18 protein-coding genes are annotated in these 18,112 nt (G+C 70.5%); 12 read left to right on the top strand and 6 right to left on the bottom strand.

The window, feature by feature from the left end; translation table 11 throughout:
- Positions 1-2: 2 nt before the first annotated feature.
- Positions 3-860 carry a phosphatidylinositol-specific phospholipase C domain-containing protein gene (locus ASD33_RS04795; RefSeq protein ID WP_056553923.1) on the bottom strand — a complete coding sequence of 286 codons (858 nt, stop codon included), beginning with the start codon at positions 858-860 and terminating at the stop codon, positions 3-5.
- A gap of 134 nt (positions 861-994) precedes the next feature.
- The gene (locus ASD33_RS04800; RefSeq protein WP_056553575.1) at positions 995-2,821 is read right to left on the bottom strand and encodes a bifunctional metallophosphatase/5'-nucleotidase; all 1,827 of its coding nucleotides are present in this window, start codon (positions 2,819-2,821) and stop codon (positions 995-997) included.
- Positions 2,822-2,985: 164 nt separating this feature from the next.
- On the opposite strand from ASD33_RS04800, the gene mshD reads away from it, so the two are divergent.
- The 11 genes from mshD to pstB all read left to right on the top strand — a co-directional run bounded on the left by mshD (position 2,986) and on the right by pstB (position 14,577).
- Entirely contained in the window at positions 2,986-3,912 is a 927-nt protein-coding gene (gene mshD, locus ASD33_RS04805) for a mycothiol synthase (RefSeq protein ID WP_056553579.1), read from the top strand.
- Positions 3,913-4,009: 97 nt separating this feature from the next.
- Entirely contained in the window at positions 4,010-4,396 is a 387-nt protein-coding gene (locus ASD33_RS04810; protein ID WP_056553925.1) for a GntR family transcriptional regulator, read from the top strand.
- Entirely contained in the window at positions 4,393-5,238 is an 846-nt protein-coding gene (locus tag ASD33_RS04815) for an ABC transporter ATP-binding protein (protein WP_056553582.1), read from the top strand. Before ASD33_RS04810 ends, ASD33_RS04815 begins: the two co-directional genes overlap by 4 nt.
- Positions 5,235-6,185: an ABC transporter permease subunit gene (locus ASD33_RS04820; protein WP_056553585.1), complete on the top strand. Its 951-nt coding sequence runs from the start codon at positions 5,235-5,237 to the stop codon at positions 6,183-6,185. The genes ASD33_RS04815 and ASD33_RS04820 overlap by 4 nt, the downstream gene beginning before the upstream one ends.
- A 199-nt stretch (positions 6,186-6,384) precedes the next feature.
- Positions 6,385-8,652 (top strand): RNA degradosome polyphosphate kinase, encoded by a 2,268-nt coding sequence (locus ASD33_RS04825; RefSeq protein ID WP_056553588.1) that lies wholly within the window; start codon positions 6,385-6,387, stop codon positions 8,650-8,652.
- On the top strand, positions 8,639-9,721 hold the full coding sequence (locus tag ASD33_RS04830) for a CHAD domain-containing protein (protein ID WP_056553590.1): 1,083 nt from the start codon (positions 8,639-8,641) through the stop codon (positions 9,719-9,721). The genes ASD33_RS04825 and ASD33_RS04830 overlap by 14 nt, the downstream gene beginning before the upstream one ends.
- A complete protein-coding gene (locus tag ASD33_RS04835) occupies positions 9,718-10,137 on the top strand; it encodes an NUDIX hydrolase (protein WP_056553594.1) in 420 nt (139 codons plus the stop codon). The genes ASD33_RS04830 and ASD33_RS04835 overlap by 4 nt, the downstream gene beginning before the upstream one ends.
- Positions 10,138-10,470: 333 nt before the next feature.
- Positions 10,471-11,613 (top strand): phosphate ABC transporter substrate-binding protein PstS, encoded by a 1,143-nt coding sequence (pstS, locus tag ASD33_RS04840; RefSeq protein WP_056553597.1) that lies wholly within the window; start codon positions 10,471-10,473, stop codon positions 11,611-11,613.
- 104 nt (positions 11,614-11,717) lie between these two features.
- Positions 11,718-12,701: a phosphate ABC transporter permease subunit PstC gene (gene pstC / locus ASD33_RS04845; protein WP_056553599.1), complete on the top strand. Its 984-nt coding sequence runs from the start codon at positions 11,718-11,720 to the stop codon at positions 12,699-12,701.
- The gene (gene pstA / locus ASD33_RS04850; RefSeq protein WP_056553602.1) at positions 12,698-13,771 is read left to right on the top strand and encodes a phosphate ABC transporter permease PstA; all 1,074 of its coding nucleotides are present in this window, start codon (positions 12,698-12,700) and stop codon (positions 13,769-13,771) included. Before pstC ends, pstA begins: the two co-directional genes overlap by 4 nt.
- A 29-nt stretch (positions 13,772-13,800) precedes the next feature.
- Positions 13,801-14,577 (top strand): phosphate ABC transporter ATP-binding protein PstB, encoded by a 777-nt coding sequence (gene pstB / locus ASD33_RS04855; RefSeq protein ID WP_056553606.1) that lies wholly within the window; start codon positions 13,801-13,803, stop codon positions 14,575-14,577.
- Positions 14,578-14,673: 96 nt separating this feature from the next.
- On the opposite strand, the gene ASD33_RS04860 is transcribed toward pstB, so the two are convergent.
- Positions 14,674-15,672, bottom strand: coding sequence for an inorganic phosphate transporter (locus ASD33_RS04860; RefSeq protein WP_056553609.1), 999 nt, complete (start codon positions 15,670-15,672; stop codon positions 14,674-14,676).
- A gap of 6 nt (positions 15,673-15,678) precedes the next feature.
- Positions 15,679-16,299, bottom strand: a complete 621-nt coding sequence (locus ASD33_RS04865) for a DUF47 family protein (protein ID WP_015035093.1) — start codon at positions 16,297-16,299, stop codon at positions 15,679-15,681.
- A 192-nt stretch (positions 16,300-16,491) separates the two neighbouring features.
- Between ASD33_RS04865 and ASD33_RS04870 the strand changes: the two genes are divergently transcribed.
- Positions 16,492-16,848, top strand: coding sequence for a metal-sensitive transcriptional regulator (locus ASD33_RS04870; RefSeq protein WP_056553612.1), 357 nt, complete (start codon positions 16,492-16,494; stop codon positions 16,846-16,848).
- Between the two features lie 68 nt (positions 16,849-16,916).
- Here the strand turns inward: ASD33_RS04870 and ASD33_RS04875 are convergent, their stop codons facing one another.
- Complete coding sequence (locus ASD33_RS04875; RefSeq protein WP_107103622.1) at positions 16,917-17,105, bottom strand: hypothetical protein; 189 nt, start codon at positions 17,103-17,105, stop codon at positions 16,917-16,919.
- Positions 17,106-17,222: 117 nt separating this feature from the next.
- A complete protein-coding gene (locus ASD33_RS04880) occupies positions 17,223-18,065 on the bottom strand; it encodes a hypothetical protein (protein ID WP_056553615.1) in 843 nt (280 codons plus the stop codon).
- Positions 18,066-18,112 lie beyond the last annotated feature (47 nt).

An 18,112-nucleotide genomic window follows, 5' to 3' on the forward strand; every position in this document is an offset into this window, starting at 1 on the left:
CCCTAGTTGTGCCGGAGAAGCGCCTCCACCAGCCCCGTGCGGGTGTTGGGGAAGTCCATCGGGACGATTCCCAGGCCCGTCCGGCCGGACATCTCCGCGCCGTCGAGGAAGCCGTGGACGCGGGGGTTGAGGCGGTCGGAGTTCCAGCGGGGCGGCAGGGAGGCCGAGGTGCTGACGAAGTTCACGTAGAGGCGGCCGGGCTGGGCGACGGCCGTGCGGAAGTGTGCCTCGATCTTGGGGTACTTGGCGTCGGGCAGGGCGTTCCAGTCGTCCTGGATGGCGAGGGTGGAGCCGTCCCCCCAGCGCAGTCCGCCGGGCAGGCCGCCGTTGTCGGCGATCAGGACGACCTTGCCGCGGGCCTCTCCGAGCAGCGGCACCCCGTTGCCGATCCGGAAGAGGGAGCGCCAGCCACGTCCGTCGAGGTAGTCGTCGAAGACCGCGCGGAAGGTGGCGTCGGACTCCTCCGAGTACTCCTGCTTGACCCGCATGAGGACGGTCTCGGAGGGGTGGGCGGCGAGGAAGTCCCGGCAGGCGACGAGGACGTCGCCGAACATCATGTTCTGGTACGAGGGTCCGTGGTGGATGGCGAAGGAGCCGCTTGTCACCCGGCATCTGACGTCCAGGAACCGGATGCCGCTGTCCAGCTGCTGCCCGATGGTGGTGTTCTGGCACTCCGACCAGGGCCCGCCGAACCGGGCGCCGGAGTCGTGCGTGCCGGGGATCGTGAGCCGCTGGAGCGGGATGCCGTCGCCGTGCGCCCCCATCCACGCGCGTACGTCCACGGCCGAGGCGGCGGGCGCCCCGAGCATCACTCCGGCCCCTGCGGCGAGGGCCCCCACGAGAAAGCTACGTCGCTCCATGCGCCGCAGCATGACAGGTCCATATCAAAACAGGGAAGGGGGCGACGGACCGCCGAATCCGGCGGTCCGCCACCCCCTTCCCCGGGGCGCCCCTCAGGCCGTGCCCGGGGTGCCCCTCGGGCTGCGCCCGGGTACTACTGCACGACGGTGATGCGGTTCGCCGCCGGGACCGGCAGCGGGGCGGACGCCGAGGAGCGGCTCGCCAGGTAGGCGTTGAAGACGTCCAGGTCCGAGGCGCCGACCAGCTTGTTCGTGCCGGTGGCCAGAGCCGCGAAGCCGTCGCCGCCGCCCGCGAGGAACTCGTTCATCGCGACGCGGTAGGTCTTCGACGGGTCGATCGCCTCACCGTTCAGCTTGATCGTGCCGTCGACGACGCGGTCCGCGCCCGTCTTCGTCATGTCGAGCGTGTACGTGAGGCCCTTCGAGATCTGAAGGATCTTGACGGAGTTCAGGTTGGAGCCGCTGACCTGCTGCTTCAGCGCGGTGATCAGGTTCGCGCCGGTCAGGTCGACCACGTTCATCATGTTGGTGAAGGGCTGCACGGTGAAGGACTCGCCGTACGTCACCACGCCGTCGCCCTCGGCGCCGGACGCCTTGAAGACGAGGTCGGAGCGGATGCCGCCCGGGTTCATCAGGGCCAGCTGCGCGCCGCCCTTGTCCGCGGGGGCCAGGCCCTCCAGCTGCGCGTCGGCGATCAGGTCGCCGAGCGGCTTCTCGTACGCCGTGGAGCCGCGGCCGTTGATGTCGGCGGCGATGAAGCCCTGCGGGCGGTTCGCGACCGGGGCCGCGATCGTCCGCCAGTCCTCGATCAGCTTCGTGACGTCCGCGGCCTTCGGCACGTCACGCGTGACGATGTGGTTGGCCGACGCGACGGCCGTCCGCACGATGTCCTTGGTGGCGCGGTCGTACGTCAGCGTCGTGTCGGTGTACAGCTTGCCGAACGAGGACGCCGAGGTGACCAGGCGCGGCTTGCCCGCCGGGTCCGGGATGCTGCACACGTACGCCTGGTGGGTGTGGCCGGTGACCAGCGCGTCGACCTGCGGCGAGACCTTCTTCGCGATGTCCACGATCGCGCCGGAGACGCCCTCGCCCTCACCGTCGCCATTGCCGTCGCAGTTGTAGTCGACGGCCTGCGAGGCCGGCATGCCGCCCTCGTGGACCAGTGCGACGATGGACTTGACGCCCTTGCGCTCCAGGACCTTCGTGTACTTGTTGATCGTCTCGACCTCGTCACCGAACTTGAGGCCCTTGACGCCCTCGGCGGTGACGACGTTCGGGGTGCCCTCCAGGGTCACGCCGATGAAACCGATCCGGACGCCGTCCTTCTCCCAGATGAAGTACGGGTCGAGCAGCGGCTTGCCGGTCTTCTCGTTCGTCACGTTGGCCGCGAGGTACGGGAAGTCGGCACCCTCGAACTCCTCGCCCTTGACGAAGCAGCCGGCGGTCGGGTGACAGCCGCCGTTCTGCATCCGGGCCAGCTCGACGGCACCCTCGTCGAACTCGTGGTTGCCCACCGAGGTGACGTCCAGGTCCAGCTGGTTCAGCGCACCGATGGTCGGCTCGTCGTGGAAGAGCCCGGACAGCAGGGGCGAGGCACCGATGAGGTCACCGGCCGCCGCCGTCACGGAGTAACGGTTCCCCTGACGCGCCTGACGCAGGTGCGTGGCCAGGTACTCGACACCGCCGGCGTCGATCTTCTCGGCGGTGCCGTCCGCCTTGGTCCGGGTGACCTGCCCGGACGAACCGGCCGGCGGCTCCAGGTTGCCGTGCAGGTCGTTGAAGGACAGCAGCTGGACGTCGACCATCCGGCCCCAGCCCTTGCCGTTGCCCTGCCCGGCGGCGAACACGTCGCCGCTCGCCCCGGCCGACGGCATCGCGGCGACGAGCGCCCCGACCGTCGCAAGTCCCGCCCCAGCGGCCAGAACACGCCGCGCGGTCTTGTTCTTCCTCGGTGTCGCCATCTCTCCCACTCGTCCCCTTGCCCCTTTTGTGGCGTTGACATACGCCCCCGTCTGCCGGTGCAGCCTAGAGTCAACGCGCGTAGCGCAACAGGGGGTAGCGGGTTACAAGACAGTTGCCGCCGCCTTTCCCCGGCGCGGCGGCGTGTCGCCGTAAGGTCGTGCCCATGACTTCCGACGCGGCGCCGGCCCTCGAACCGGGACGGCAGATCCACACGTATGACGAGCTCACGCCCGAGCAGATCCAGGACGTACTGGACCTGCTGGAGGCCGCCGACAGCGCCGACGGCGTCCACGCGGTCTCCGAACAGGGACGGCTCTACCTCCGCCACGGCAGCCGCGAAGGCGTCCGCCACTTCCTGCTCACCGTCGGCGCCCACCTCTACGGCTACGCCCAGCTGGAGGAGACCGACCCCATCGAGGCCCCCGCCGCCGAGCTGGTCGTCCACCCCTCCCACCGGGGCCGCGGCCACGGCCGGGCGCTCGGCACCGCCCTGCTCGCCGCCTCCGGCAAGCGGCTGCGCGTCTGGGCGCACGGCGGCAAGTCGGCCGCCCGGCACCTCGCGCAGGTCCTCGGGCTGACGCTCTTCCGCGAACTGCGCCAGCTGCGGCGCCCGCTCGCCCCGCTCGACATCCCCGAGCCGGCGCTCCCCGAGGGCGTCACCGTCCGTACCTTCGTGCCCGGCCAGGACGACACGGCCTGGCTCGCGGTCAACGCGACCGCGTTCGCCCACCACCCGGAGCAGGGCTCGCTCACCCAGCGCGACCTGGACGACCGGATGGCGGAGCCCTGGTTCGACCCGAAGGGCTTCTTCCTGGCGGAGAAGGACGGCAAGCTGGTCGGCTTCCACTGGACGAAGACGCACGGCGAGGAGCAACTCGGGGAGGTCTACGTGGTCGGCATCCTGCCGACCGCCCAGGGCGGCGGCCTCGGCAAGGCGCTGACGGCGATCGGCCTGCGGCACCTGGCGGCGCAGGGGCTGCCGACGGCGATGCTGTACGTGGACGCCGACAACACGGCGGCGGTGACGGTGTACGAGCGGCTGGGCTTCGTCACGCACGAGGTGGACCTGATGTACCGCACGGAGTCGTAGAACCGTAAGTCCGGTTCACCAGGGGGCGGTTGACACCGCCCCCTTCTTTGCACCACCCTTCCACTACTTGATTAGTGAAAGGGTGGTGGAAGGGATCGTGGTCGAGTACCGCATCGACCGGCGCAGTGGCGTCGCCACCTACCTCCAGATCGTCCAGCAGACGAAACAGGCCCTCCGGATGGGCCTCCTGGAACCCGGCGACCGACTGCCCACCGCACGCGAGGTCGTCGAAGCGACGGCCATCAACCCCAACACGGTCCTCAAGGCCTACCGCGAACTCGAACGCGAAGGCCTGGTCGAGCCCCGCAGGGGCCTCGGCACCTTCGTCCGCGCCACGCTCGGCACGAACCCGGCCGACTCGCCCCTACGCGGCGAACTCGCCGACTGGGCCCGCCGGGCACGAGCGGCGGGACTGGAGCGGGAGGACGTGGCCGCGCTCTTCACATCCGTACTGAGGGAACACTTCGAGGGGGACGACGCATGACAAGGGACGGCATCGCGCTGGAGGCCGATCTCCTGGGCAAGAAATACCGAGGGCGGGGCCACCGCTGGGCCCTCAGGGAATGCGACTTCGCCCTCCCCACCGGACGCGTCTGTGCCCTCGTCGGCCCCAACGGCTCTGGCAAGTCCACCCTCCTCTCCCTCGCCGCAGGGCTCCTTCGGCCCACCGAGGGCACGATCCACGCCCCGGCCCGCGAACACCTCGCGTACGTCGCCCAGGACAAGCCGCTCCACCCCCGGCTGAGCGTCGCCGACACCCTGCGCATGGGCCGCGAGCTCAACCCCGGCCGCTGGGACGAGGCCGCCGCCCGGCGGGTCGTCGCCGACGAACTCGACCCGCGCGCCCTCGTACGCGACCTCTCCGGCGGCCAGCGCACCCGCGTCGCCCTCGCACTCGCCCTCGGGAAACGCGCCGAACTGCTGCTCCTCGACGAGCCGATGGCCGACCTCGACCCGCTCGCCCGGCACCAGCTGATGGGCCTGCTCATGGCCGACGCCGCCGAACACGGGACCACCGTCGTCATGTCCTCCCACATCCTCACCGAGTTGGAGGGCGCCTGCGACCACCTCCTCCTGCTGCACGGCGGACGGATACGGCTCGACGGACCCGTCGACGACCTCCTCGCCGCCCACACCCTGCTCACCGGCCCGGTCGGCGACCTCGCCCCGCACACGGTCGTCGAGTCCCGCACCACGGGCCGTCAGCTCACCGCGCTGATCCGCCACGAGGGCCCGGTCGAAGGCCCCTGGGAGACGACGGAACCCTCCCTGGAGGAACTCCTCCTGGCCCATCTCCGCACCCCCTCCGAAGGAGTCCCGGCATGAGCAGCCTCGCCCTGAAGGGCCCCTACTGGGTGACGGTCCGCCAGTACCGACGGACGCTGCGGCTGACGGGAGCCCTGGTGATCCTGGCCCTGGCGACGATCGGGGGGCTGCGGATCTGGGACGCCCAGACCCCGGACACGTACATGCAGGGCCGCTACCTGGTCCCGTCCAACGAGAATCACGGCTTCGGCATGCTCCGATGGGCCATGGAGTACCTCTCCCTCGGCATGGTCTTCCTGCCGCTCCTCGTCGGGGCCTTCGTGGCCGGCCCCCTGGTCGCCCGCGAGCTGGAATCGGGGACGTACAAGCTCTCCCTCACCCAGTCGATCAGCCCGGACCGCTGGCTCGCCTCGAAGCTGCTCACCACGTCCGTCGCCTCCGTCGCGGCCACACTTGCCCTCATCGCCGTCCACCGGATCGGCTGGGGTCGGGTCTCGGGCTTGTGGCAGCTCCATTGGTCGGACCGGGGCTCGTACGAGGCGACCGGAAGCGTCCTCGTCGCCTATGTCCTCCTCGCCGTGGCCATCGGCGCGCTCCTCGGACAGCTCATCCGCCGCACGCTCCTGGCGATGGCCGCGACCGGCCTGGTCACGGGCGCGGTCCTGCTCGTCCTCGGCTCCCTCCGGTGGAGCTTCCTCCCGGTGCTCACGGTCACCGGCCCCGTCGGACCGGAAGCCCGCCACCTCAACGTCCCCGACAACGGGCTCATGATGGACATGGGCATGCTCTTCCGTGACGGAGGGCGAACCACCGAGTGGCTCTGCTGGGACCCGTCGCAGGACCAGAGCGCCTGCCTCGCGGCGAAGAACATCACCGGCCAGTACGTCGACTACCACCCCCAGTCCCACTTCTGGCCCACCCAGCTCATCGAGACCGGCATCCTCCTCGCCCTCACCGCCCTCGTCGCCTTCGCCGCCTTCCGCGTCCTCCGGACCCGCCACCCCTAGAAAATCCCCGCGGGCGGGGCCCGCACACGGCCCCGCCCCCGATTCCCGTACGACATGTCGTCGTTACCGGCCATTCAGACGCGCTTGCGACGCTCACGCAATGAAGCGCTCCGTGTCCGCCCTCCCCAAGGGGAGACTTCCCTCCCCCACGGCCCGCTCCGACGCGCCCGACCACCCCTTCGCGCGGAAGAATGGGGCCATGAGCCAGCAGCCCGCCGAGGTCCCGGTCCAGTCCTCCGCCACGTCGTCCGCCCCCGTGTCCGGAACGGCGCCCGCCGCGCCGTCCCTGGGTTCCCTCACCGCGCACCGCGCGCAGATCGTGAACGGCGCCGTCGTCACCGGCCTCGACGCCGACCTGGACTCGGATCCCGACACCTACGAGGACGACGGCACACTCGGCGACGAGCTGCCGCAGGGGCGCTTCCTCGACCGGGAGCGCAGCTGGCTCGCGTTCAACGAGCGCGTCCTCGAACTCGCCGAGGACCCGACGACCCCCCTCCTCGAACGGGCGAACTTCCTCGCGATCTTCGCCTCGAACCTCGACGAGTTCTTCATGGTCCGGGTCGCCGGCCTCAAGCGCCGCATCGCCACCGGCGTCGCCACCCGCTCCGCCTCCGGCCTCCAGCCCCGCGAGGTCCTCGACCTGATCTGGACGCGCTCGCGCGAGCTCATGGCCCGGCACGCCGCCTGCTACCAGCAGGACGTCGCCCCGGCCCTCGCCGACGAGGGCATCCACCTCATCCGCTGGCCCGAGCTCACGGAGAAGGAGCAGGCGCGGCTCTTCACCCTGTTCCGGCAGCAGATCTTCCCGGTCCTCACCCCGCTCGCCGTGGACCCGGCGCACCCCTTCCCGTACATCTCCGGCCTGAGCCTCAACCTCGCCGTGGTCGTACGCAATCCGGTCAGCGGCCACCGCCACTTCGCGCGCGTGAAGGTGCCCCCGCTGCTCTCCCGCTTCCTGGAGGCCTCCCCGCAGCGGTACGTCCCCCTGGAGGACGTCATCGCGGCGCACCTGGAGGAGCTGTTCCCCGGCATGGAGGTGCTCGCGCACCACATGTTCCGGGTGACCAGGAACGAGGACCTGGAGGTCGAGGAGGACGACGCCGAGAACCTGCTCCAGGCCCTGGAGAAGGAGCTCATGCGGCGCCGCTTCGGCCCGCCGGTGCGCCTGGAGGTCGAGGAGTCCATCGACCCCTACGTCCTCGACCTGCTGGTCCGCGAGCTGAAGGTCTCCGACGCCGAGGTCTACCCGCTGCCGGGCCCGCTGGACCTGACCGGGCTCTTCGGGATCTCCGGGCAGGACCGGCCGGAGCTGAAGTACCCGACGTTCGTCGCCGGCACTCACCGCGACCTCGCCGAGGTCGAGTCGGCGTCCGCACCGGACGTCTTCGCGGCGCTGCGCGAACGGGACGTCCTGCTCCACCACCCGTACGACTCGTTCTCGACGTCCGTGCAGGCCTTCCTGGAGCAGGCGGCCGCCGACCCGGACGTCCTCGCGATCAAGCAGACCCTGTACCGCACCTCCGGCGACTCCCCGATAGTCGACGCCCTCATCGACGCGGCCGAGTCCGGCAAGCAGGTCCTGGTCCTCGTCGAGATCAAGGCCCGCTTCGACGAGCAGGCCAACATCAAGTGGGCGCGGAAGCTGGAGGAGGCCGGCTGCCACGTCGTCTACGGCCTCGTCGGCCTGAAGACCCACTGCAAGCTGTCGCTGGTCGTCCGGCAGGAGGGCGAGCTGCTGCGCCGCTACTCCCACGTCGGCACCGGCAACTACCACCCGAAGACGGCCCGCCTCTACGAGGACCTGGGCCTGCTCACCGCCGACCCGCAGGTCGGCGCGGACCTGTCCGACCTCTTCAACCGGCTCTCCGGCTACTCCCGCCGCGAGACGTACCGCCGTCTGCTCACCGCCCCGAAGTCGCTGCGGGACGGGCTGGTCTCCCGGATCACCAAGGAGATCGCCCACCACCGCGCCGGCCGGCCCGCGTACGTGCGGATCAAGGTCAACTCGATGGTCGACGAAGCGATCATCGACGCCTGCTACCAGGCCTCCCGGGCCGGAGTCCCCGTCGACATCTGGGTCCGCGGCATCTGCGCCGTGCGCCCCGGCGTCACCGGGCTCTCGGAGAACATCCGGGTCCGCTCGATCCTCGGCCGCTTCCTGGAGCACTCCCGGGTCTTCGCCTTCGGCAACGGCGGCGAACCCGAGGTCTGGTTCGGCAGCGCCGACATGATGCACCGCAACCTGGACCGCCGGATCGAGGCCCTCGTACGGGTCTCCGACCCGGCGCACCGGGCGGCGCTCACCCGGCTCCTGGAGACCGGGATGTCCGACACCACCTCCTCCTGGCACCTCGGCCCCGACGGGAACTGGACGCGGCACGCGACCGACCCCGAGGGCCGCCCCCTACGGCACGTCCAGGAGATGCTCATCGACGCGCGGAGGCGCCGGCGTGCACAACCCTGACCATGCGCAGGACGTCTCGGCGGGCGAGGTCCTGGCCCCCTACCTGCACGCCCGTGCCGCGGACTTCCTCCGCGGCCTCCGGCTCCACGGCGAGAGCGGATCCGACACGGCCGGAGCGGAGGAGGCGGCCCGCACCCTGCGCGGCGCCGCCCGCCGGATCAGCGGCACCCTCCACACCTTCCGGCCGCTGCTCGACACGGCCTGGGCGGACCAGCTCCGCACCGAGCTGGTCTGGCTGTCGGGCACGCTGGCCGTGGAGCAGGCCTGCACCTCCCGGCTGTTCCGCCTGGTGGACGCGCTGTCCCGGCTGTCGAACGGCTCGGGAGGCCCGTCACCGGCCGTCGGTACGACACCGGGCAGGGGCGCGGCCAAGGCGGCGGGCGCCGGCGGCACCCAGCTCAACGGCGCCGGCGCCCCCCAGGACCCCGTCCCCGCCGCCCGCGGCAGCGAGTCCGCCGGGCTCACCGTCGGCGCGGCACGGGCCGGCGCCCTGCTGGAACGCCAGCTCACCCTGGCCCGGACACGCGCCCACTCGGCGTCCCTCCAGGCGCTGGGCTCGGCCCGGTTCCACGCCCTCGCCGACGCCGTCGCGCTCCTCGCCTCCGAGGTGCCGCTCGGCCCCGTCGGCACCGCGCCCGCCGTCGAGGTCCTGGACGGGCCCGCCGAGCTCGCGGAGCGGCGCCTCCTGGAAGCGGTGGCCGCGCTGCCCCTGACGCGCGCGGCCCACCCGTACAACGCGGAGGCGCTCGCGCTCGCCGCCGGGGAGCACCAGGACGCGCCCTGGCACCACACCCGGCTGCTGCTCCGGCTGCACCGGTACGCCACCGAGGCCCTGCACACCGGCGGCGAACCCGACTCCGTCCTGTACGAGGCCGCCCGCGCCCTGGACCGCCACCGCGACGCCGCGGAAGCCGCCGCGGCCGCCGCCGCCGCGGCCCGCACCCCGCGCATCGCCCCGGCGACCGCGTACGCCCTGGGAGTCCTCCACGCCGACCAGCGCCACGAGGTCGAAGCGGCCCGCTTCGCCTTCCAGCGCACCTGGCGAAGAACGACGGCACCGGTCCCGTGACACAGCCGCGCCGGGATCCGGTCCGTGCCGCCGGGTGCGTGCTCTGGCGCCCGGCGCCCACCGGTCACGGCATCGAGATCGCGCTCGTGCACCGGCCGAAGTACGACGACTGGTCGCACCCGAAGGGCAAGCGGAAGCGCGCGGAGACCGCGGAGGCCTGCGCGCTGCGCGAGGTGTACGAGGAGACGGGGCAGCGCTGCGAGCCGGGCCCCCGGCTGCCGACGGCCCACTACACGGTGGACGGCCGTCCCAAGGAGGTCGACTACTGGGCGGCCCGCGCCCTCGGCGGTGCGTTCGTCCCGAGCCACGAGGTCGACGCCCTCGTCTGGCTCCCCCCGGCCGAGGCCCGCGCCCGCCTCAGCCGGCCCCGGGACCGCGAACTCCTGGACGCGGCCATGGCGACCACCCACCACTGAGCCGGGCCCGAGCCCACGCCCGGGCGCAGACCGACACCCACGGCGACCCTGCCCGGCGCCCGTCACCCCCGCACGCCCCGGCCTGATCTCTCCCCTCCGCCGCCTCACCCCCGGCCGGCCTCCCGCCGCCCACCCGAGCCCCCGCACCCGGGCTTCCGGCACGGTTCACTTTCCGTTCACTCTCCTCCGTCGACCGCTTCACCTGTTCTGCCTAATTTCGGCCTTACACGGTGCACAGAGCACAGCGACGCACCACCCACCGACACACGCCGCCGTAGAACGTTCAGGACACCCGGTCCGCGACAGGGCGGCTTCTGGAAGGAACACCCGCAAGTGAAGCTTTCGCGCAAGAACGGGCTTCGCGCCTCCGCGATCGGTGCCCTCGTCGTCTCCGGCGCCTTCGTCCTCTCGGCGTGTGGCTCGGACAACAACACGGAGACCCCGGCCAAGGAAAACGGCACCAAGACCTCCGCCGCGGCGTCCACCATCAAGTGCGACGGCGCCAAGGGCCAGCTGCTCGCCGCGGGCTCCAGCGCGCAGGAGAACGCGGTCGACCTCTGGGTCAAGAACTTCCAGGCCGCCTGCTCGGGCGTCGAGGTCAACTACCAGGGCATCGGCTCCGGCGGTGGCATCACCAAGTTCAACCAGGGCCAGGTCGCCTTCGCGGGCTCCGACTCCGCCCTGAAGGACGAAGAGGTCGCCGAGTCCAAGAAGATCTGCAAGGGCGGCACCGGCGTCAACCTGCCCATGGTCGGCGGCCCCATCGCCATCGGCTACAAGCTGGACGGCGTGGACAACCTGGTCCTGGACGCCCCCACGATCGCCAAGATCTTCAACATGAAGATCACCAAGTGGAACGACCCGGCGATCGTCAAGCTGAACCCGGGCGCGAAGCTTCCCGACTCCACCATCCAGGCGTTCCACCGCTCGGACGAGTCCGGCACCACCCAGAACCTGGGCAAGTACCTCTCGACCGCCGCCGCGGCCGACTGGAAGTACGACCCGAAGACCAAGTCGTGGCCCGCCCCGGACGGCCAGGCCGCCAACGGCTCCTCCGGTGTCGCCCAGGCGGTGAAGAACGCGGAGGGCTCCATCGGCTACTTCGAGCTCTCCCACGCCACCGCCAACAAGATCTCCACGGTCAGCGTCAACACCGGCGCCTCCGCCCCGGTCGCCGCCACCTCGGAGAACGCCTCCAAGGCCATCGCCGCCGCGAAGGTCAAGGGCACCGGCAACGACGTGGCCCTCTCCCTCGACTACACCACCAAGGCCGAGGGCGCCTACCCGCTGGTCCTCGTCACGTACGAGATCGCCTGCGACAAGGGCAACAAGGCGGAGACCCTGCCGACCCTGAAGGCGTTCCTCAACTACGCGATCAGCGAGGAGGGCCAGAAGGTCCTCACCGACGCCGACTACGCGCCGATGCCGGCCGAGATCGCGGCCAAGGTCCGCGCCATCGTCCCGACCCTGTCCTGACCCCCGGCCGGGGGCGGCCCCCTCACCTCCCGTGGAGGAGGCCGCCCCCGGCATCCGGTGCACCGCCGCCAGGAGCCGCAAGGCTCCGCAGACCGGAGAATCCGATGGTTACCTCGACACCACCCGCCATAGAGAAGAACAGGAGCAGGCGCGCCAAGAGCGCTGCCCGCCCCGGGGACCGCGTCTTCAGCGGCCTCTCCAAGGGCTCCGGCATCACCCTGCTCGTCATCATGGCCGCCATCGCGGCCTTCCTGACCTACCGCGCCGTCCTCGCCATCTCGAAGGACGAGGCCAACTTCTTCACCACCTTCGAGTGGAACCCGGCCGGGAACCCGCCGGTCTTCGGCATCGCCGTCCTCGCCTTCGGCACGATCGTGTCCTCGGTGATCGCCATGGCCATCGCCGTACCGGTCGCGATCGGCATCGCGCTCTTCATCTCGCACTACGCCCCGCGCAAGCTGGCCAAGCCGCTCGCGTACGTGGTCGACCTGCTCGCCGCGGTGCCCAGCATCATCTACGGCCTCTGGGGCGCGATCTTCCTCGTCCCCTACCTGGACGGCCTCAACCAGTGGCTGGACCAGTACCTGGGCTGGACGTACATCTTCGACAAGTCCGCCGACGGCGTCGCCCGCAACCTCTTCACCGTGGGCATCCTGCTGGCGATCATGGTCCTGCCGATCATCACCAACGTCACCCGTGAGGTCTTCCTCCAGGCCCCGAAGATGCACGAGGAAGCCGCGCTCGCCCTCGGCGCCACCCGCTGGGAGGTCATCCGCATGTCGGTGCTGCCCTTCGGCCGCTCCGGCATCATCTCCGCCTCCATGCTGGGCCTCGGCCGCGCACTCGGCGAGACCATGGCCGTCGCCGTGGTCCTCTCCCCCAGCTTCGTCCTCTCGGGCCACCTGCTCGACCCGGGCGGCGGCACCTTCGCGCAGAACATCGCCGCCAAGTTCAACGAGGCGAACGAGTTCGGCCGGGACGCGCTGATCGCCTCCGGTCTCGTCCTCTTCGTCATCACCCTGCTCGTCAACGGCGGCGCCCGCTGGATCATCGGCCGCCGCAAGGAGTACTCGGGGGCCGCGGCATGAGCCACGCCATACAGGATCGTCCGGTCTCGGTGGCCACGCCCCGCGGATCCCTCTCCCACGCCCGGCTCCCCCGCTGGACCCCGCTCGCGGTCGCGGTCGGCTCGGTCGCCGGAGGCATCGGCATCGGTCTCGCGGCCGGCTGGCACAGCAAGGTCCAGTGGGGCCTGATCGCCGCGCTGCTCTTCGTCCTCGTCACCTTCGCCGTGACCACCAAGGTCGAGGGCCGCCGCCAGGCCAAGGACCGCGTCGCCACCAGCCTCGTCTGGGTGTGCTTCGTCCTCGCCGTCATCCCGCTGCTCTCCCTCGGCTGGGTCACGATCAGCAAGGGCGCGCAGGTCCTCGACTTCTACTTCCTGACCCACTCGATGAACGGCGTCCTCGACACCGAGGCCGGCGGCGGCGTCTACCACGCGCTGCTCGGCACCATCGAGCAGGTCGGCATCGCGACCGTGATCGCCGCGCCGATCGGCCTGCTGACCGCGGTCTACCTGGTCGAGTACGGCAACGGGAAGCTCGCCAAGGCCGTCACCTTCTTCGTCGACGTCATGACGGGCATCCCGTCGATCGTCGCCGGCCTCTTCGTCCTCGCCACCTGGAACCTGATCCTGGGCTTCGGCCCCTCCGGTTTCGCCGGCGCGATGGCCCTCGCCATCCTGATGATGCCGGTCGTGGTCCGCTCCACCGAGGAGATGCTCAAGCTCGTCCCGAACGAGCTCCGCGAGGCCTCCCTCGCCCTCGGCATCCCCAAGTGGCGCACCATCCTGAAGGTGGTCCTGCCCACCGCGATCGGCGGCATCACCACGGGCGTCATGCTCGCGGTCGCCCGTATCACCGGTGAGACCGCCCCGGTCCTGCTCCTCGTGTTCGGTACGAAGCTCATCAACCCGAACCCCTTCGAAGGCGCCCAGTCCTCCCTGCCGCTCTACGTGTACGAGCAGTACGCGGTCGGCACCGACGCAGCCGTGGCCCGCGCCTGGGCCGCAGCGCTCGTCCTGATCGCCTTCGTCATGATCCTCAACATGGTGGCCCGCGGCATCGCCCGCTGGAAGGCCCCCAAGACCGGCCGCTGACCAGCGTCCACCTCTGGAAGTGAATTGATATGGCCAAGCGAATCGACGTCAGCGGCCTCTCCGCCTACTACGGCGCCCACAAGGCGATCGACGACATCTCGATGACCGTCGAGCCCCGCTCCGTGACGGCCTTCATCGGCCCCTCCGGCTGCGGCAAGTCCACCTTCCTCCGCACCCTCAACCGGATGCACGAGGTCACCCCCGGCGGCCGCGTCGAGGGCAAGGTGATGCTGGACGACGAGAACCTGTACGGCACCAACGTCGACCCGGTCGCCGTGCGCCGCACGGTCGGCATGGTGTTCCAGCGCCCCAACCCCTTCCCCACCATGTCGATCTTCGACAACGTGGCGGCGGGCCTGCGGCTCAACGGCAACTACAAGAAGTCCCAGCTCAACGACATCGTCGAGAAGTCCCTCAAGGGCGCCAACCTCTGGAACGAGGTCAAGGACCGCCTCAACAAGCCCGGCTCCGGCCTCTCCGGCGGTCAGCAGCAGCGCCTGTGCATCGCCCGCGCCATCGCGGTCGAGCCCGAGGTCCTGCTGATGGACGAGCCCTGCTCGGCCCTCGACCCGATCTCGACGCTGGCGATCGAGGACCTCATCGGCGAGCTGAAGGAGCGCTTCACGATCGTCATCGTGACGCACAACATGCAGCAGGCCGCCCGTGTCTCGGACCGTACGGCCTTCTTCAACCTGGCGGCCGTCGGCCAGCCCGGCAAGCTGATCGAGCTCGACGACACCGAGCGGATCTTCTCCAACCCGAGCGTCCAGGCGACCGAGGACTACATCTCCGGCCGCTTCGGATAAAGACTCGTCTGCGGTGCTGCATGGCGGTGCCACCGTACGACGAAGGGCCCGGCTCCCCCACAGGGGAGCCGGGCCCGACCATTTCGTCCCGGACGGTCAGCCGAAGAACAGCTGCACCACGTAGTAGCTCAGCGCCGCGACCACCGCGGCCGCCGGCATCGTGATGAACCATCCCAGGATGATGTTCTTCGCGACGCCCCACCGGACCGCGTTGACGCGCTTGGTCGCGCCCACGCCCATGATCGCGGAGGTGATGACATGGGTCGTCGAGATCGGCGCGTGGAAGAGGAACGCCGAGCCGAACATGATCGACGCACCGGTGGTCTCCGCCGCGAAGCCCTGCGGCGGGTCCAGCTCGATGATCTTCCGGCCGAGCGTCCGCATGATGCGCCAGCCGCCCGCGTACGTACCGAGCGAGAGCATCACGGCACAGGCGATCTTCACCCACACCGGGATGTCGTCCCCGGCGTCCTGCACATCGGCGATGACCAGGGCCATCACCACGATGCCCATGGTCTTCTGCGCGTCCTGCAGACCGTGGCCGAGCGCCATGCCGGCCGCCGACACCGTCTGCGCGATGCGGAAACCGCGCTTGGCCTTGTGCGGGTTGGCCCGGCGGAACATCCACATGATCGCGCACATCACCAGGTAACCGACCACGAGGCCGACCACCGGCGAGATGAACATCGGGATGACGACCTTGTCGAGCACCCCGCCCCAGATGACCTCGGTCCCGCCGGCGAGCGCGGCGCCCACCATGCCGCCGAACAGCGCGTGCGAGGACGAGGACGGCAGACCGAAGTACCAGGTGACCAGGTTCCAGATGATCGCGCCGACGAGCGCGGCGAAGAGGATGCCCATCCCCTTGTCGCCGTGCGGGGTCTCGATCAGACCCTCACTGACCGTCTTGGCGACACCGCTGCCCATGAAGGCACCGGCGAGGTTCATCACCGCCGCCATCGCGAGGGCCGCCCGGGGGGTCAGCGCACGCGTCGACACCGAGGTGGCGATGGCATTGGCGGAGTCGTGAAAGCCGTTCGTATACGTGAAGCCGAGCGCGACACCGATGGTCACGATCAGAGCGAAGGTGTCCACGAAGCCTCAGGACTCCTTGACCGCGATGGTCTCCACCGTGTTGGCCACGTGCTCGAACGCGTCGGCCGCCTCTTCCAGCACATCCACGATCTGCTTGAGCTTGAGCACCTCGATGGCGTCGTACTTGCCGTTGAAGAGCGTCGCCAGAAGCTTGCGGTGGATCTGGTCGGCCTGGTTCTCCAGACGGTTGACCTCGATCCAGTACTCGGTGAGGTTGGCCATGGTCCGCAGGTTCGGCATGGCCTCGGCGGTCAGCTCGGCCGCCCGCGCCAGCACCTCGATCTGCTGCTCGACGCCCTTGGGAAGCTCCTCGACGTTGTAGAGGACGACCAGGTCGACGGCCTCCTCCATGAAGTCCATGATGTCGTCGAGGGAGGACGCGAGGTTGTAGATGTCCTCGCGGTCGAAGGGCGTGATGAACGAGGAGTTCAGCTGATGGAAGATGGCATGGGTCGCGTCGTCGCCGGCGTGCTCCGCTGCCCGCATCCGCTCCGCGATCTCGGCCCGGGCGGAAGGCTCCGCCCCGAGCAGTTCCATCAGGAGCTTCGAGCCCGTGACGATGTTGTCCGCGGACGCGGCGAACATGTCGTAGAAGCTCGTCTCCCTGGGGGTCAGACGAAATCGCACGTGAGGTCCTCGGGGTGCTGGGTTTCGGTCAGGCTGATGCTAGGCGCATCATCCGGCCACGGCTAACCGGCGTCTCTCAGTGTCGCCCATCAGGCACAGTGAACAGCACGGACCCCCGCCCGGATCGGCGGGGATCGGTACCATATACCCACGAGGGGTATACACCCCCTTAATGGACAACGGGAGGACGCGATGACGACCACCGAGGCGGACCAGGTCACCCCCGAGGCCGTCGAGGCCGTCGAGCCGGCCGACCACGAGCACGGTGTGCACGGCTACCACAAGCAGAAGGACGAGCACCTCAAGCGGCTCCGCCGGATCGAGGGCCAGATCCGCGGTCTGCAGCGGATGGTCGACGAGGACGTCTACTGCATCGACATACTCACGCAGGTCTCCGCCTCCACGAAGGCGCTCCAGTCCTTCGCGCTCCAGCTCCTGGAGGAGCACCTGCGGCACTGCGTCGCGGACGCCGCGGCCAAGGGCGGCGAGGGCATCGACGCCAAGGTCGAGGAGGCCACCAAGGCCATCGCCCGCATGCTGCGCACCTGAGCAGCTCCCGTCCGCCGGCGTGGGCGGAGCCGTACCCTCCCCTCCGCAGGCGCGGGCGGAGCCGTACGTCAGCGGTGGTCCTCCGCCGCCCGCTCCGCCGCCACCCGCAGCACCTCGTCGATGCGGTCGGCGCTGAGCCGCTCCCCGTCCGCGGCCGAGGCCGCGATGATCAGCTCGCCGCAGAGCTCTATCTCGGCGAGGGCGACGCGGTCCGGGTCTGCGGGCACGGTCGCTGTACCGGGCGGGGCCACGCGCATCCACCTCTTCCTGCCGGCGTCGGTCTCCCAGCGGTCTCCCAGCGTAGGGACGGCGGCACACACCGCGCATGACACGTCCGGACCATTTGCCGATGGCCCCGGCGGCAGCGGCCCAGGTCAGGCCTTGATCTTCCCGGCGTAGATGTCACGGTGGTCCGGCAGCGTCACCTCGACGGGCACCCCGAAGCCGTACAGCAGGGTCGTCGACGCGACCGCGACCGTCCGCCCCCGGTTGCTGAAACTGAACTGGTGGCGCACCTTCCGCAGCCGCCCCTCCCCGTCGAGGTACGCGTCGAAGGGCACGGTGTCCTTGGTGAACCCTTTCGCCGCCGCGGCGAGCGCTCCCCGCAGCTGCGGCGAGGCGACCCGGGCGGCCCGGGCGATGTCCGTGACCCCCCGGTAGTGGCTGACTTTCACCCCTGCCAGATCGACCTCGCCGAGGTACGTGACCTCCCGGACGCCCCGCAGCAGCTCGACCGCGGCGGCCGGATCGGTGGCCCCGCCGGTGACCAGGTTCCCGTCGTCGAGGGTGGTGGTGTCCACCCGGACCCACTTGTCGGCGGGCACCCCGGCCCCCCGGTTCTTCATGTAGAGCGCGCCGGGGGTGAGCAGCTCGGTGATCGGCCGGTGCGCGCTCGTCCCGGCGGCGTCCTTCGGCAGCACCACCTGGAGCCGGCCGGTACGGCGCCGGAAGTCGTAGCGGCCCTCACCCCTGATGGTCACCCGGGTCCCGCCCGCCGCCATCTCCATGGAGGTGGTGGCCTTGGAGGTGCCGGCCTTCGTCAGCACCCCGGCCGCGTCCCGTACGGCGACGGCGGGATCGCCCGTCGGCTTCGGGTCCTCGGGGGCCGCGCACCCCGTGACCGCCCCGGCCCCCACGAGGGAGCCGACCAGGACGGCGGTGACGGCGAACGCCCCGCGCCCACGACCGTGCGGACGCCCGTACCGATGCACCACCATCGCCTGCCAACCCCCAACGCCTCACCGCTGTTTGCCCGGGACCCGCC

This window comes from Streptomyces sp. Root1304 (assembly GCF_001426405.1).
Classification (GTDB): domain Bacteria; phylum Actinomycetota; class Actinomycetes; order Streptomycetales; family Streptomycetaceae; genus Streptomyces.